General features: G+C 62.6%; 12 protein-coding genes. 9 read left to right on the top strand and 3 right to left on the bottom strand.

Annotated features, from left to right (window positions below):
* Nucleotides 1-122 precede the first annotated feature (122 nt).
* The 8 genes from LOY26_RS26335 (at nt 123) to LOY26_RS26300 (ending at nt 10,823) form a co-directional block, all read left to right on the top strand.
* Nucleotides 123-1,412, top strand: a complete 1,290-nt coding sequence (locus LOY26_RS26335; RefSeq protein WP_033702373.1) for an MFS transporter — start codon at nt 123-125, stop codon at nt 1,410-1,412.
* A 394-nt stretch (nt 1,413-1,806) separates the two neighbouring features.
* Nucleotides 1,807-2,805, top strand: coding sequence for a phosphate ABC transporter substrate-binding protein PstS (locus LOY26_RS26330; protein ID WP_033702371.1), 999 nt, complete (start codon nt 1,807-1,809; stop codon nt 2,803-2,805).
* A 139-nt stretch (nt 2,806-2,944) separates the two neighbouring features.
* Nucleotides 2,945-5,233: an ABC transporter permease subunit gene (locus LOY26_RS26325; RefSeq protein ID WP_033702369.1), complete on the top strand. Its 2,289-nt coding sequence runs from the start codon at nt 2,945-2,947 to the stop codon at nt 5,231-5,233.
* 17 nt (nt 5,234-5,250) lie between these two features.
* Nucleotides 5,251-6,921 carry a phosphate ABC transporter permease PstA gene (gene pstA / locus LOY26_RS26320; RefSeq protein WP_033702367.1) on the top strand — a complete coding sequence of 557 codons (1,671 nt, stop codon included), beginning with the start codon at nt 5,251-5,253 and terminating at the stop codon, nt 6,919-6,921.
* Nucleotides 6,922-7,023: 102 nt separating this feature from the next.
* The gene (gene pstB, locus LOY26_RS26315; protein WP_033702365.1) at nt 7,024-7,857 is read left to right on the top strand and encodes a phosphate ABC transporter ATP-binding protein PstB; all 834 of its coding nucleotides are present in this window, start codon (nt 7,024-7,026) and stop codon (nt 7,855-7,857) included.
* Between the two features lie 94 nt (nt 7,858-7,951).
* Nucleotides 7,952-8,722: a phosphate signaling complex protein PhoU gene (phoU, locus tag LOY26_RS26310; RefSeq protein ID WP_033702363.1), complete on the top strand. Its 771-nt coding sequence runs from the start codon at nt 7,952-7,954 to the stop codon at nt 8,720-8,722.
* Between the two features lie 165 nt (nt 8,723-8,887).
* Complete coding sequence (locus LOY26_RS26305) at nt 8,888-9,778, top strand: response regulator (protein ID WP_033702361.1); 891 nt, start codon at nt 8,888-8,890, stop codon at nt 9,776-9,778.
* Nucleotides 9,779-9,926: 148 nt separating this feature from the next.
* On the top strand, nt 9,927-10,823 hold the full coding sequence (locus LOY26_RS26300; RefSeq protein WP_033702359.1) for a peptidoglycan DD-metalloendopeptidase family protein: 897 nt from the start codon (nt 9,927-9,929) through the stop codon (nt 10,821-10,823).
* Nucleotides 10,824-10,857: 34 nt separating this feature from the next.
* On the opposite strand, the gene LOY26_RS26295 is transcribed toward LOY26_RS26300, so the two are convergent.
* The 3 genes from LOY26_RS26295 to phoB form a co-directional block, all read right to left on the bottom strand.
* Nucleotides 10,858-12,198, bottom strand: a complete 1,341-nt coding sequence (locus LOY26_RS26295) for a hemolysin family protein (protein ID WP_033702357.1) — start codon at nt 12,196-12,198, stop codon at nt 10,858-10,860.
* 139 nt (nt 12,199-12,337) lie between these two features.
* Entirely contained in the window at nt 12,338-13,645 is a 1,308-nt protein-coding gene (gene phoR, locus LOY26_RS26290; protein ID WP_047582536.1) for a phosphate regulon sensor histidine kinase PhoR, read from the bottom strand.
* Nucleotides 13,646-13,690: 45 nt separating this feature from the next.
* Complete coding sequence (phoB, locus tag LOY26_RS26285) at nt 13,691-14,380, bottom strand: phosphate regulon transcriptional regulator PhoB (RefSeq protein ID WP_003253341.1); 690 nt, start codon at nt 14,378-14,380, stop codon at nt 13,691-13,693.
* A 174-nt stretch (nt 14,381-14,554) separates the two neighbouring features.
* On the opposite strand from phoB, the gene LOY26_RS26280 reads away from it, so the two are divergent.
* Entirely contained in the window at nt 14,555-14,929 is a 375-nt protein-coding gene (locus LOY26_RS26280) for a hypothetical protein (protein WP_033702352.1), read from the top strand.
* Nucleotides 14,930-14,945: the final 16 nt, after the last annotated feature.

Genomic DNA, 14,945 nt, shown 5'->3' with positions numbered 1-14,945 from the left:
ATGAATATCTGTATGGATTTTGTATCGCTTTCGGCGCGGCTCGGCAATTTGCTATCTTCGCCCGTCTACCAATCCAGAAGTCGCGCACCCAGCGGCCTGCATGACCTACAAGAGAAAGACCGATGACCTCCGTGCCGAGCAGTATCGAGCAGCCTTCGCGGCCGCTGACCCGCAGCGACTACAAGACCCTTTCATTGTCCGCACTGGGCGGTGCCCTGGAGTTCTACGACTTCATCATCTTCGTGTTCTTCGCCACGGTGGTCGGCAAGCTGTTCTTCCCGGCCGACATGCCTGAATGGCTACGCCTGATGCAGACCTTCGGCATTTTCGCTGCCGGCTACCTGGCGCGGCCGCTGGGTGGCATCGTCATGGCGCACTTCGGCGACCTGCTGGGGCGCAAGAAGATGTTCACCCTGAGCATCTTCATGATGGCCCTGCCGACCCTGATCATGGGCCTGTTGCCCACTTATGCACAGATCGGCCTGTGGGCGCCGATCTTGCTGCTGTTGATGCGCGTGATCCAGGGCGCGGCGATTGGCGGTGAGGTGCCGGGGGCCTGGGTGTTCGTCTCCGAGCACGTCCCTGCACGCAATACCGGTTACGCCTGCGGCACGCTGACGGCCGGCCTGACTTCGGGCATCTTGCTCGGCTCGCTGGTCGCCACGCTGATCAACAGTGTCTATACCCCTGGCGAAGTGGCCGATTACGCTTGGCGTATCCCGTTCCTGCTGGGCGGTGTGTTCGGCCTGTTCTCGGTGTACCTGCGCCGCTGGTTGCACGAAACCCCGGTGTTCGCCGAGATGCAGCAGCGCAAGGCCCTGGCCGAAGAGTTGCCCCTGCGTGCGGTGCTGCGTGACCACCGTGGCGCGATCGTCCTGTCGATGCTGCTGACCTGGCTGCTGTCGGCCGGCATCGTGGTGGTGATCCTGATGACACCGGCGCTGCTGCAGAGCTTCTATCAGGTCAGCCCGACCGACTCGCTCAAGGCCAACAGCCTGGCCATCGTCCTGCTCAGCCTCGGCTGCATCGCTGCCGGCCGCCTGGCCGACCGCTTCGGCGCCGGGCGCGTATTCATCGTTGGCAGCCTGCTGCTGCTGGCCAGCTCCTGGACCTTCTACCACAGCCTGCCAACCCGCCCCGACCTGTTGTTCCCGCTGTATGCGCTGACCGGTCTGTGCGTCGGTATCGTCGGCGCCGTGCCCTACGTGATGGTCAAGGCCTTCCCGCCGGTGGTGCGTTTCAGCGGCTTGTCGTTCTCCTACAACATGGCCTACGCCATCTTCGGTGGGTTGACGCCGATGGTGGTCACCGCGCTGTTGAAGGTCAGCCCAATGGCGCCGGCTTATTATGTGGCGGGGCTGTGTGCCGTCGGGCTGGTGGTAGGGCTATATCTCTTCGCCAACAAGCGTTAATGAGTGAAATTTCTGCGGGTGCAATTATCTCGAACAAGAAATTGCCCCATGGAGCAACTTCCACGTCATTGATTGAGTAATGGGCTCTGGTGGGAGCGGGCTTGCCCCGCGAATACCGGCGAAGCCGGTGCCAGGCACCGCGTGCCCCCATTCGCGGGGCAAGCCCGCTCCCACAGGTAACACTCAGCACGTGCCGAAGCGCCTCTGTAGTGTCTGCCGCAGTGGCATCCGGTGTGGCCGCCTCGCCCAGCAACATTTTGAAAAGGCCATCCCGGACAACCGGTGATGGCCTTTCATCCAATTGTCATATTGAAGTCATATCGTATTCATGCGGCCTGCAGATACTTGGGCCCGATCCATCCAACACCCCCAATATTCCTGCTAGGAGCAAGGCATGAAACTGAAGCGTTTGATGGCGGCCCTTACCTTTGCCGCCGCTGGCGTTGCCACCGCCAATGCGGTAGCCGCTGTCGACCCAGCAATCCCGACCTACACCAAAACCACCGGTGTATCGGGCAACCTCTCCAGCGTTGGCTCCGACACCCTGGCGAACCTGATGACGCTGTGGGCCGAGGCCTACAAGAAGGAATACCCCAACGTAAACATCCAGATCCAGGCCGCCGGCTCCTCCACCGCGCCACCCGCGCTGACCGAAGGCACCGCCAACCTGGGCCCGATGAGCCGCAAGATGAAAGACGTCGAGCTGCAGGCCTTCGAGCAGAAGTACGGCTACAAGCCAACCGCCATCCCGGTTGCCGTAGACGCCCTGGCAGTCTTCGTGCACAAGGACAACCCGATCAAGGGCCTGACCATGGCGCAGGTCGATGCGATCTTCTCGTCCACCCGCCTGTGCGGCGCCAAGGCCGATGTCAAAACCTGGGGTGACCTGGGCGTGACCGGCGACCTGGCCAACAAGCCAGTGCAGCTGTTCGGCCGTAACTCGGTATCGGGCACCTACGGTTACTTCAAGGAAGAAGCCCTGTGCAAAGGCGACTTCAAGCCTAACGTCAACGAACAGCCTGGTTCGGCTTCGGTCGTGCAGTCGATCAGCTCCTCGCTGAACGGCATCGGCTACTCGGGTATCGGCTACAAGACCGCCAGCGTCAAGACCGTCGCCCTGGCCAAGAAAGAAGGCGGCGAGTTCGTCGAAGACAACGAAGCCAACGCCCTGAACGGTACGTACCCGCTGTCGCGCTTCCTGTACGTCTACGTCAACAAGGCCCCGAACAAGCCTCTGGCCCCGCTGGACGCCGAGTTCATCAAGCTGGTGCTGTCGCAAGCTGGCCAGCAGGTCGTGGTGAAGGATGGCTACATCCCGCTGCCTGCCAAAGTGGTCGACAAGACCCTGGCTGACCTGGGCCTGTCCCACGCCGGTAACGTTGCAAAGAAGTAAGTAACTGAGGAAGAGGCCGGTACCGATGCCCGGCCTCCTCCACGAATTCTCAGTCCGAAGCCAGGATCCCTGCGCGTCGGGCTTTCTTGCGTCACTGCATTGTCATGTTTTTGTCATACGGGACCGCTAGGGTGTGCGCATGAATGATCTGGCCAACTCCACCATGACCCAAAATTCCCAACCCGTGCGGATTGATTTCAATACGCCGGAGTTGCAACGCAAGCGCCGCATGCGTGCGCTCAAGGACCGCCTGACCCGCTGGTATGTACTGGTGGGCGGGCTTGCCGTCTTGGCGGCAATTACCCTGATTTTCTTCTACCTGGCCTACGTGGTGCTGCCGCTGTTCCAGGGCGCCGAACTGACCAGCAAGAAGGCCCTGGAGCCGACCTGGCTGCAACAGGATGCCGGCAAGCCGCTGATGATCGCGCTTGAAGAGCAGAACCTGGTGGGCATGCGGGTTTCCGACAAGGGCCAGGCGCTGTTCTTCGACACCAAGACCGGGGCCGAGCTGCAGCGCGTCGACCTGCCGCTGCCGGCAGGTACCCAGGTGAGTTCGATCAGCACCGATCAGCCGGGTAGCCCGCTGGTTGTGCTGGGGCTGTCCAATGGTCAGGCGCTGGTGTTCCACCACACCTACAAGATCACCTACCCGGACAACAAGAAAACCATCAGCCCAGGCATCGACTACCCCTACGGCAAGGACGCGTTCGTGCTTGACGACCAGGGCCGCGCGCTGGAGCACGTGAGCGTCAACGTCAACGGCGAAAACCTGATGCTGGCGGGCTCCACCGGTTCGCACCTGCAGGTCACCCAGCTGACCCGCGAAGAGAACATGATGACCGGTGAGGTCACCAGCGAGCAGAGCCGTATCGACCTGCCGCAGATGACCGAGCCGGTCAAGGCCATCTACATCGACCCGCGTCAGCAGTGGCTGTATGTGGTCAACGGCCGTGCCACCGCCGACGTCTTCAGCCTGCGCGACAAAAGCCTCAACGGCCGCTACAAGCTGCTGGAAGATGGCAATGCCGAGATCACGGCCAGTGGCCAGCTGGTCGGCGGCATCTCGCTGATCTTCGGCGACTCCAAGGGTGGTTTGAGCCAGTGGTTCATGGCCCGTGACCCCGATGGCGAGTCGCGCTTCAAGTTGATCCGCAGCTTCCAGATGGGCAGCGCGCCGGTCGTCCAGATCGATGCCGAAGAGCGCCGCAAGGGCTTCATCGCCCTCGACGCCGACGGCAAGCTCGGTGTGTTCCACAGCACCGCGCACCGCACCTTGCTGGTCGAGCCGGCTGCAGAGGGTGCTGGCATCCTGGCCCTGTCGCCGCGTGCCAACCGCATCATCATCGAGGAAGGTGGCAAGCTGTTGCCGCTGAGCCTCAAGAACCCGCACCCGGAAGTCTCCTTCAGCGCGCTGTGGGGCAAGGTCTGGTACGAGAACTATGACGAGCCCAAGTACGTCTGGCAGTCGACCGCGTCGAACACCGACTTCGAGCCCAAGCTGAGCCTGTCGCCGCTGACCTTCGGTACCTTGAAGGCTGCGTTCTACGCGATGATCCTGGCAGCCCCGCTGGCCATTGCCGCCGCCATCTACACCGCCTACTTCATGGCCCCGGGCATGCGCCGCAAGGTCAAGCCGGTGATCGAGCTGATGGAAGCGATGCCAACGGTGATCCTTGGCTTCTTCGCCGGCCTGTTCCTGGCGCCGTACCTGGAAGGCCACCTGCCGGGTGTGTTCAGCCTGTTCCTGCTGATGCCGTTCGGCATCCTGCTGGCCGGTTTCACCTGGAGCCGCCTGCCCGAGTCGTTCCGCCTGCGCGTCCCGGATGGCTGGGAAGCGGCGATCCTGATCCCGGTGATCCTGTTCACCGGCTGGTTCGCCCTGACCATGAGCCCTTACCTGGAAACCTGGTTCTTCGGCGGCGACATGCGCCTGTGGATCACCAATGACCTGGGCATCACCTACGACCAGCGTAACGCCCTGGTGGTCGGTATCGCCATGGGCTTCGCGGTCATCCCGAACATCTACTCGATTGCCGAAGACGCCGTGTTCAGCGTGCCCCGCAGCCTGACCCTGGGCTCCCTGGCCCTGGGTGCGACGCCGTGGCAGACCCTGACCCGCGTGGTCATCCTCACCGCCAGCCCGGGTATCTTCTCGGCGCTGATGATCGGCATGGGCCGTGCGGTGGGCGAGACCATGATCGTGCTCATGGCCACCGGCAACACCCCGGTGATGGAGATGAACCTGTTCGAAGGTATGCGCACCCTGGCCGCTAACGTGGCGGTGGAAATGCCGGAGTCGGAAGTCGGTGGCAGCCACTATCGCGTGCTGTTCCTGGCGGCACTCGTGCTGCTGATGTTCACCTTCGTCATGAACACCTTGGCCGAGCTGATTCGCCAGCGTCTGCGCAAGAAATACTCGTCGCTTTGATAGAAAGGTAGAGATCCGTGAAAAAGGATTCCCTCAAAGGCTGGTTCAAGAGCGGCGCCCCTGGCGTCTGGATCAGCGGTGGCGCGGTTGCCATGGCGGTGATCATGACCATCGGCCTGCTGTCGGTCATCGCCGTGCGCGGCCTGGGCCACTTCTGGCCGGCCGACCTGATCCAGGCCACCTACAAGGTGCCGGGCCAGGCTGATCACGTCGTCATCGGCGAAGTGGTGCAAAAAGAAGAGGTGCCCCGTGCCCGCCTCAAAGGTGCCGGCTTGCCGGTACCTGAGCAGGGCCCGGAGTTCATGACCCGTGAGCTGATCAAGGTCGGTAACCGCGACCTCAACGGCAGTGACTTCTCCTGGGTGGTGGGCGAGTGGCTGGTCGACGAGCAACGCCCGGCCGACCTGATGGCGCTGGAACGTCGCGAGTGGGGCAACTTCTACGGCTACCTGGTCAGCGTCAAGGAACAAGGCCGCGTGGTTGCCGAGGGCCCTGCCGCCTGGAACGAGCTGCAGGCCCGCCTCAAGCGCGCCAACCAGCTCAACGGCGAGCTGCAGCAACTCGAGAAAAAAGACATCGGCGCCATCAACCATGGCCTGGAGCGCCTGCGCCTGCACAGCCGCAAGCTGGAACTGGACGGCAAGCTCGACGCCGCCGCCCAGGCCGACATGGACGCCGAGCGTGCCGAGCTGAACAGCCGCTACAAGGCCATCGAAGACCGCCTCAGCGGCCTGCATCAGGCCTTCTCCCGCGACAGCCTGGTCGCGCGCGACGGCAACGGCCGTGAAGTGGAGATCAACCTGAGCAAGGTGGTACACGCCATTCAGCCGAACGGCATGTCCGGCCTGACCAAGATGGGTACCTACTTTGCCAAGGTCTGGGAGTTCCTCAGCGACGACCCACGCGAAGCCAACACCGAAGGCGGGATCTTCCCGGCCATCTTCGGTACCGTGATGATGACCCTGATCATGGCGGTGATCGTGACCCCGTTCGGCGTGCTGGCTGCAGTGTACCTGCGCGAATACGCCAAACAGGGCCCGGTGACCCGCCTGATCCGCATTGCAGTGAACAACCTGGCAGGCGTACCGGCGATCGTCTACGGCGTATTCGGCCTGGGCTTCTTCGTCTATGTGCTGGGTGGCTCGATCGACCGGCTGTTCTTCCCCGAATCGTTGCCGGCACCGACCCTGGGTACCCCGGGCCTGCTGTGGGCCTCGCTGACCTTGGCGCTGCTGGCGGTACCGGTGGTGATCGTGGCCACCGAAGAAGGGCTGGCGCGTATCCCACGTACCGTGCGCGAGGGCTCCCTGGCCCTGGGCGCGACCAAGGCCGAGACACTGTGGAAGATCGTCCTGCCAATGGCCAGCCCGGCCATGATGACCGGCATGATTCTCGCCGTGGCCCGTGCTGCGGGTGAAGTGGCGCCGTTGATGCTGGTGGGTGTGGTGAAACTGGCACCGTCGTTGCCGCTCGATGGCAACTACCCGTACCTGCACCTGGACCAGAAGATCATGCACCTGGGCTTCCACATTTATGACGTCGGCTTCCAGAGCCCGAACGTCGAGGCCGCCCGCCCGCTGGTGTACGCCACCGCGCTGTTGCTGGTGCTGGTGATCGCCACCCTCAACCTCTCGGCAGTGTGGATCCGTAACCACCTGCGCGAGAAGTACAAGGCCCTCGACCACTGATTGAAGCTTTAAGCCACAAGCGGCAAGCTCCAAAAGGAGTGCCGCTTTGCCCTAACTTGCAGCTTGCAGCTTAAAACTTGCAGCTACAAACGGAGTGAGACCATGCAGCACGAATCCCATACCCACGGCATCGACATGTCTGCCCTGGGCCGCGACAAGCAGAGCCTGCGCCTGGCCGAAGAGACCGTGGCCATCGAAGTACCGGGCCTGAGCCTGTACTACGGCGACAAGCAAGCCTTGTTCGACGTCAGCATGAATATCCCCAAGCAGCGCGTGACCGCCTTCATCGGCCCGTCCGGCTGCGGCAAGTCGACCCTGCTGCGTACCTTCAACCGCATGAACGACCTGGTTGACGGTTGCCGCGTGGAGGGCGCCATCAACCTGTATGGCACCAACATCTACCGCAAGGGCGAGGACGTGGCCGAGCTGCGCCGTCGTGTGGGCATGGTGTTCCAGAAGCCGAACCCGTTCCCCAAGACCATCTACGAGAACGTCGTCTACGGCCTGCGCATCCAAGGCATCAACAAGAAGCGCACCCTCGACGAAGCGGTCGAATGGGCCCTCAAGGGCGCTGCCCTGTGGGACGAGGTGAAGGACCGCCTGCATGACTCGGCCCTGGGCCTGTCCGGTGGCCAGCAGCAACGTCTGGTGATCGCCCGCACCATTGCCGTGGAGCCGGAAGTGCTGCTGCTCGACGAACCGTGCTCGGCACTGGACCCGATCTCGACGCTGAAGGTCGAAGAACTGATCTACGAATTGAAATCCAAGTACACCATCGTCATCGTGACCCACAACATGCAACAGGCGGCGCGCGTTTCGGACTACACCGCGTTCATGTACATGGGCAAACTGGTCGAATTCGGGGATACCGATACCCTGTTCACCAACCCGGCGAAGAAGCAGACCGAAGACTACATCACTGGTCGCTACGGCTAGTCGGTCTGCCAGCCGCAGGCCGGGGGCCAAGGGATAACACGAACGACTTGAAGCTTGCGGCTTGAGGCTTGCAGCTTTTTCGCGGAGCGAAACGATGATCAACAAAGAAAGCCTTACGCATCACATCTCCCAGCAGTTCAACGCCGAGCTTGAAGAGGTGCGCAGCCACCTTCTGGCCATGGGCGGCCTGGTCGAGAAACAGGTCAACGACGCGGTTACTGCTCTGATCGAGGCCGACTCGGGCCTGGCCCAGCAAGTGCGCGAGGTCGATGAGCAGATCAACCAGATGGAGCGCAACATCGACGAGGAGTGCGTACGCATCCTTGCCCGCCGCCAGCCGGCGGCCTCCGACCTGCGGCTGATCATCAGCATCTCCAAGTCGGTGATCGACCTGGAGCGCATCGGCGACGAGTCGACCAAGATCGCCCGTCGTGCCATCCAGCTGTGCGAAGAGGGCGAGTCGCCACGCGGCTACGTCGAGGTGCGCCACATTGGCGACCAGGTGCGCAACATGGTCCGCGATGCCTTGGACGCCTTTGCCCGCTTCGACGCCGACCTGGCACTGTCGGTGGCACAGTACGACAAGACCATCGACCGCGAGTACAAGACCGCCCTGCGTGAGCTGGTGACCTACATGATGGAAGACCCGCGTTCGATCTCGCGGGTGCTCAGCGTCATCTGGGCCTTGCGTTCGCTGGAGCGCATCGGCGACCACGCGCGCAACATCTCCGAGCTGGTGATTTACCTGGTACGCGGCACCGACGTCCGCCACATGGGCCTCAAGCGCATGAAGGCGGAAGTGCAGGGCACCCCCGTCGAAGAGGCTGAAAGCGCTAATGTTCCGGCTGAACCGGACGATAAATAGTACTGCTCCCGAGCATCAACGCCCGGCCTAGGCCGGGCGTTTTCGTTTGCGGTCGAGCAGCCACCAGGCACCCGCGAACGGTGTGAAGAAGTCCCGCTACACGCGCAGTTGTGGCAAATGGCCATTGCTTGCCGGTAGGCTAGTCGGGATTCAAGAGGAGTATCGATGAGTAAAGTCAATGTACTGGTCGTGGACGACGCCCCGTTCATCCGCGACCTGGTCAGGAAATGCCTGCGCAATGCCTTTCCCGGCATGGTCATCGACGATGCGGTCAACGGTCGCAAGGCCATGGCCATGTTGGGCAAGGAGCCGTTCGACCTGGTCCTGTGCGACTGGGAAATGCCGGAAATGTCTGGCCTTGAGCTGCTCAGCTGGTGCCGCCAGCAGCCTGCATTGAAGAGCCTGCAGTTCATCATGGTGACCAGCCGTGGTGACAAGGAGAACGTGATCCAGGCCATTCAGGCGGGGGTTTCCGACTTCGTCGGCAAACCGTTCACCAATGAGCAGTTGCTGACCAAGGTGAAGAAGGCCTTGGCCAAGATCGGCAAGCTCGACAGCCTGATGGCAACCGGGCCTGCGCGGGTGAATTCGGCGTTTGCCAATGACTCCTTGAGTGCTTTGACCGGCGGCAACCCTCAGGCGGCCAAGGTTGCGGCACCTGCGCCAGCGCCGGTGAAGCCTTTGGCGAAGGCACCTGCGCCAGCCACAACCGCACCGTCTGGCCGTGGCCAAGGCCAGCTGCGCTTGGCCAGCGGGATTCAGCCTTGCGTGATCAAGGCATTGAGCCTGAAGGAAGCGCTGTTGGTGGTACGCCGCAGCGAAGCGCTGCCGCAAGTGCTAGAGGGTGCAGTACTGGACCTGGAGCAGGGCGAAAACGCCGAAGTTGCGCGGCTGAACGGTTACCTGCATGCCATCGCGGCGCTGGAGCCCAAGCCCGATAGCGACTGGCTGCAGCTGACGTTCAAGTTCGTCGATCAGGATGCGCAGAAGCTCGATTACCTGTCGCGGCTGATTGCTCGCGGCACCGCGCAAAAGCACTTCACGCCCGGCGCCTGATAGCCACTGCCCTCCTGTGGGTGCGTGCGGCCTTGCGCGACGCAAGGCCGCTGCCACAGCGGACGATCACCATCCGACCAACTGTCATACTCACCGCAAAAGCCGCTGCTAGGCTTCGACAGATCATACCTGTCAAAAAGCCACTATCATGCCCGCCCGCCTGCTGCTGTTCTGTGCATTGCTCATGGCCTCGGCGTCGAGCCTGGGCGTGACCCTCTACCCGATCACCGATGCCGACGGTGTAGCGGCCTATTCCGACCGCCCAGGCCCCGGCGCCAAGCCACTGGAGCTGCGCGAATCCATGGTCGAGTACCAGGAAAGCCAGGTGCGGCTCAACGCGGTCGTCTTCCAGGGTGGCGTCAGCTTTTCTGCGCGCAATGAGTCGCACGTGCCGGTGCAGGTCGAGTTGCACCTGGACAAGCTGATAAACGCGCAGGGCGGCAATGCCCCCCGTATCGTGCGCAGGGTGCTGCCAGGGCGTTCAACGCAGATGCTCAGCGTGCTCAGGGGCCGCCCCGGTACGTTGCTGGGTTACCGCTCGACGCTGCTGCAAGCCATGGGCGACCCAGGGCTGCGGCCGCAGGGCTTTCGCTACGCCTTCCCCTGGCTTGGCGGGCCATTCCGGGTGAGCCAGGGGCCCAACGGCCGTTTCAGCCACTTCGGCCCCAAAGGGCGCTACGCCATGGACATCGCCATGCCTGAAGGCACCACCATCGTTGCCGCGCGCGAAGGCGTGGTGGTGAGGGTCGAGAACAGCCAGACCGGGCGCGGCAGCAACCCCTCGGGCAATTTCGTCAGGGTGCTGCACGCGGACGGCACCATGGGCGTGTACCTGCACCTGATGCGCGGTTCGGTGGTGGTGGGCGAGGGGCAGCGGGTCAAACAGGGGCAGATGCTGGCCAAGTCGGGCAATACCGGCAACAGCAGCGGGCCGCACCTGCATTTTGTGGTGCAGCGCAACGTGGGCTTGGCGCTGGAGTCGATACCGTATCAGTTCGACAGGCCAATCAGCGGGTTGCCGGACTTCACCGCCGGCAACCCTTGAGCGGGCTGGGGCCGGAAGGCGGCCCCGCCTGAGGTCAATCCAGCTTCAGCACCTTGGCCAGGACGATCTTCGGCCCTTTCATCTTCTTGATGATGATGCGCAGGCCTTCGACCTCCAGCACTTCCTCTTCCTCAGGCACGCGCTTGAGGGTTTCATAGATCAGCCCAGCCAGGGTTTCGGCCTCGATGTGGTCAAGGTCAATACCCAGCAGGCGCTCGACCTTGAACAGCGGCGTGTCACCGCGCACCAGCAGCTTGCCCGGCTGGTAGGCGAGGATGCCGCGCTCGGTCTTGCGGTGTTCGTCCTGAATATCGCCCACCAGCACTTCCAGCACGTCTTCCATGGTCAGGTAACCGATCACCTTGCCATCGGCTTCTTCCACCAGCACGAAATGCGCACCGCCCTTGCGGAACTGCTCCAGCAGCTGCGACAGCGGCATATGCCGGGAGACGCGCTCCAGCGGCCGGGCCAGGTCTTCGAGGTCGATGGTTTCGGGCAGGTGGTCGAGCTCGGCCAGCTCCAGCAGCAGGTCCTTGATGTGCAGCAAACCGGTGAACTCTTCGCGCTCGGCGTCGTACACCGGGTAACGGCTGAACTTGTGGCGGCGCAGCAGTGCCAGGATCTGCTTGAGCGGGGCGTGGGCGTCGATGCTGACCATGTCCTCGCGGGAGTTGGCCCAGTCGACCACCTCCAGCTCGCCCATTTCCACCGCCGAGGCCAGCACGCGCATGCCTTGGTCGCTCGGGTCCTGGCCGCGGCTGGAGTGCAGGATCAGCTTGAGCTCTTCGCGGCTGTAGTGATGCTCGTGGTGCGGGCCAGGTTCGCCCTGGCCGGCAATGCGCAGGATGGTGTTGGCGCTGGCATTGAGCAGGTAGATGGCCGGGTACATGGCCCAGTAGAACACGTACAGCGGCACTGCCGTCCACAGCGACAGCAGCTCGGGCTTGCGGATCGCCCAGGACTTGGGCGCCAGCTCACCGACCACGATGTGCAGGTAAGAGATGACGAAGAAGGCGACGAAGAACGAAATGCCCTTGATCAGCTCCGGCGTGTCGACGCCCAAGTAGGCCAGCAGCGGCTCCAGCAGGTGGGCGAAGGCCGGCTCACCGACCCAGCCCAGGCCCAGCGAGGCGAGGGTGATGCCCAGCTGGCAGGCGGACAGGTAGGCGTCCAGCTGATTGTGTACCTTGCGCAGGATGCTGCCACGCCAGCCGTGCAGTTCGGCGATGGAATCGACGCGGGTGGAGCGCAGCTTGACCATGGCGAACTCGGCGGCTACGAAGAAGCCGTTGAGCAGTACCAGGAGCAAGGCAAAGATGATCATGCCGAAATCGGCGAATAACGAGGTGAGGCTGATACCAGGGGAAGGGTCCATGATGGATTTTTTACGGGGTCCGTCTTTGGGGAATGGAGAAAAAAAGTGCCAGCACAGGCTGGCACAGGGGATCCAATGTAGCGGTTGAAGCCGCAAAAGCAAAGGGTGATGGACGTGATGGGGCTGTGGGGCAGCCCACTCAACCCTTGCCGTTAGCCAATTGTGCTGGTGCAAAATGGCAGGTGAAGGTGCTCCCATGCCCCGGCACACTGCTGATCTCCAACCGCCCGCGATGGCGCAACAGCACATGCTTGACGATCGCCAGGCCCAGCCCTGTGCCCCCGGTATTGGACGCCCGGCTGGAGTCGACCCGGTAAAACCGCTCGGTCAATCGCGGCAAATGCTTGGCATCGATACCAATGCCAGAATCCTGCACGCTCAGGTGTGCGCCGTGCGCATCGGCCCACCAGCGGATGCGAATGCTGCCCTCGTCCGGGGTGTACTTGACCGCGTTGAACACCAGGTTGGAGAACGCACTGCGCAGCTCGGCCTCGCTGCCCTTGAGGCACACGCCGGGTGTGGCCTCCAGGCTGATGCGCTGGTTGCGCGGCCCGGACAGCGCCTGGGCATCACCCTTGATCGACTGCAGCAGGGCATCGACTGGCACTGGCAGGTTGTCGGAGGGGTAGTCGGTGGCTTCCAGCTTGGCCAGCAGCAACAGGTCGTTGAGCAGGGTCTGCATGCGCGAGCCTTGCTGGCTCATCTGCTGCAGGGCCCGGCGCCAGCGCGGGTTCACGTCCTCGACGTTGTCCAGCAGGGTTTCCAGGTAGCCGGTAATCACCGTAAGCGGTGTCCGCAGCTCGTGGGAAACGTTGGCGACGAAATCCTTGCGCATCTGTTCAAGCTGGTGGATGCGGGTGACGTCGCGTACCAGCATCAGGTGCTCGTTGTTGCCGTAGCGAGTGATGTGCAGTTGCACGCGCATACGGTCATTGATCGGCGAGGGGATTTCCAGCGGCTCGACGTAATTTTCCGCTTCGAAGTACTCCTTGAAGCGCGGGTGGCGTACCAGATTGGTCACCTGCTGGCCGCCGTCCTGCGGGGTCTTGAAGCCCAGCAGGGTTTCTGCGGCGCGGTTCCACCACTCCAGGTTGCCGTCGCTGTCGAGCATGATCACCGCATCGCGCAGCGCGGCAGTGGACTCCTGGACCCGGTCGATCACTGCCTGCAGGCGGCCGCGCACGCGTTGGTCGCGACGTTGCAGGTGATAGATGCTGTCGAACACTTCGCCCCACAGGCCGTAACCGTCGGGTGGCGCCTCGTCGGGTTGGTGGTTGCGCAGCCAGTCATGCAGGCGCAGCAGTTGCTTGAGGGTCCAACCCAGGTACAGCGCCAGGCCGATGGCCAGGCTCCAGCCGTAATAGCCGCTGACCAGCCCGCCGACCAGGCAGACAGTGATCAGCAGCAGCAGGTGGCGAATCAGGGTCGCGTGCCAGTTCTGGTTCAATTGACGGTCCTTGTACAACGACGTGCAGCCAGGCGTGCAGGCTTGTCAGCTCTTGGTCGAGAAGCGGTAGCCAGTGCCGCGGACGGTTTGTACCAGATTTTCGTAAGCTTCACCCAGCGCCTTGCGCAGGCGGCGGATGTGCACGTCGACGGTACGCTCCTCGACATAGACGTTGCCGCCCCAGACCTGGTCGAGCAGCTGGCCACGGGTGTAGGCGCGCTCCTGGTGGGTCATGAAGAACTGCAGCAGGCGGTATTCGGTGGGGCCCATCTCGGCGGGCTTGCCGTCGATGGTCACGCGGTGACTGATCGGGTCGAGCAGCAGGCCGCCCACTTCAATCGGTGCCTCGCTGTCGCTCGGGCCGGTGCGACGCAGCACGGCCTTCAGGCGGGCGACCAGTTCGCGCGGTGAGAACGGTTTGGTGATGTAGTCGTCGGCACCCACTTCCAGGCCCTGGATCTTGTTGTCCTCCTCACCCTTGGCAGTGAGCATGATGATCGGGATGTCCCCGGTCAGCTCGTCACGCTTCAGGCGGCGGGCCAGCTCGATACCCGAGGTGCCCGGCAGCATCCAGTCGAGCAGGATCAGGTCAGGCTTGCGGTCGACGATGATCGCGTGGGCCTGCTGGGAGTTTTCTGCTTCCAGGCAGTCGTAGCCGGCCATTTCCAATGCAACGGCGATCATCTCGCGAATAGGCGCTTCGTCGTCGACGATCAGAATGTTCCTGCCAACCATGCTCAAAACCTCTCCTGGAAAATCGTGTCTGGCCCGCATTAGATAACGGAATTATTGCAGCTGTGTGACAGGACATTGGCTGTTATGGCGACATTGCATGACTGGGCTAGGCTTCAAGGGGCCGCTGTGGCGGTTAGTCGAACTCTTTCCACCCCCGAATACATGGTGATTCCAATGACACGACACACGCTGAACTGGATGGCCCTTTTCGCTGCACTGGCGCTGCCGGGGGTAGCGTCGGCCCACCATCAGGCCAAGGAAATGAACGGCATGTTGGTCACGCCTAAAACAGAGATGACGCTGTATACCTTCGACAAAGATTCTGGCGGCAAGTCGATGTGCAATGGTGAGTGCGCGAAGAACTGGCCACCGTTGGCGGCCCAGGCAAACGAAAAGAATGAAGGCAAGTGGACGCAGATCAAGCGCGATGATGGTTCGATGCAGTGGGCCTATGACGGCAAGCCACTGTATACCTTCATCAAGGACAAGAAAGCCGGTGACATGACCGGTGATGGCGTGAAAGACGTCTGGCACGTCGCCAAGCCTTGAGGCACTTTGCATGACC

The organism is Pseudomonas sp. B21-047, assembly GCF_024748775.1.
Lineage (GTDB): Bacteria > Pseudomonadota > Gammaproteobacteria > Pseudomonadales > Pseudomonadaceae > Aquipseudomonas > Aquipseudomonas capeferrum.
Note: the sequence above shows the minus strand (reverse complement) of the source record. Positions and strands in the feature narration are given on the sequence as shown.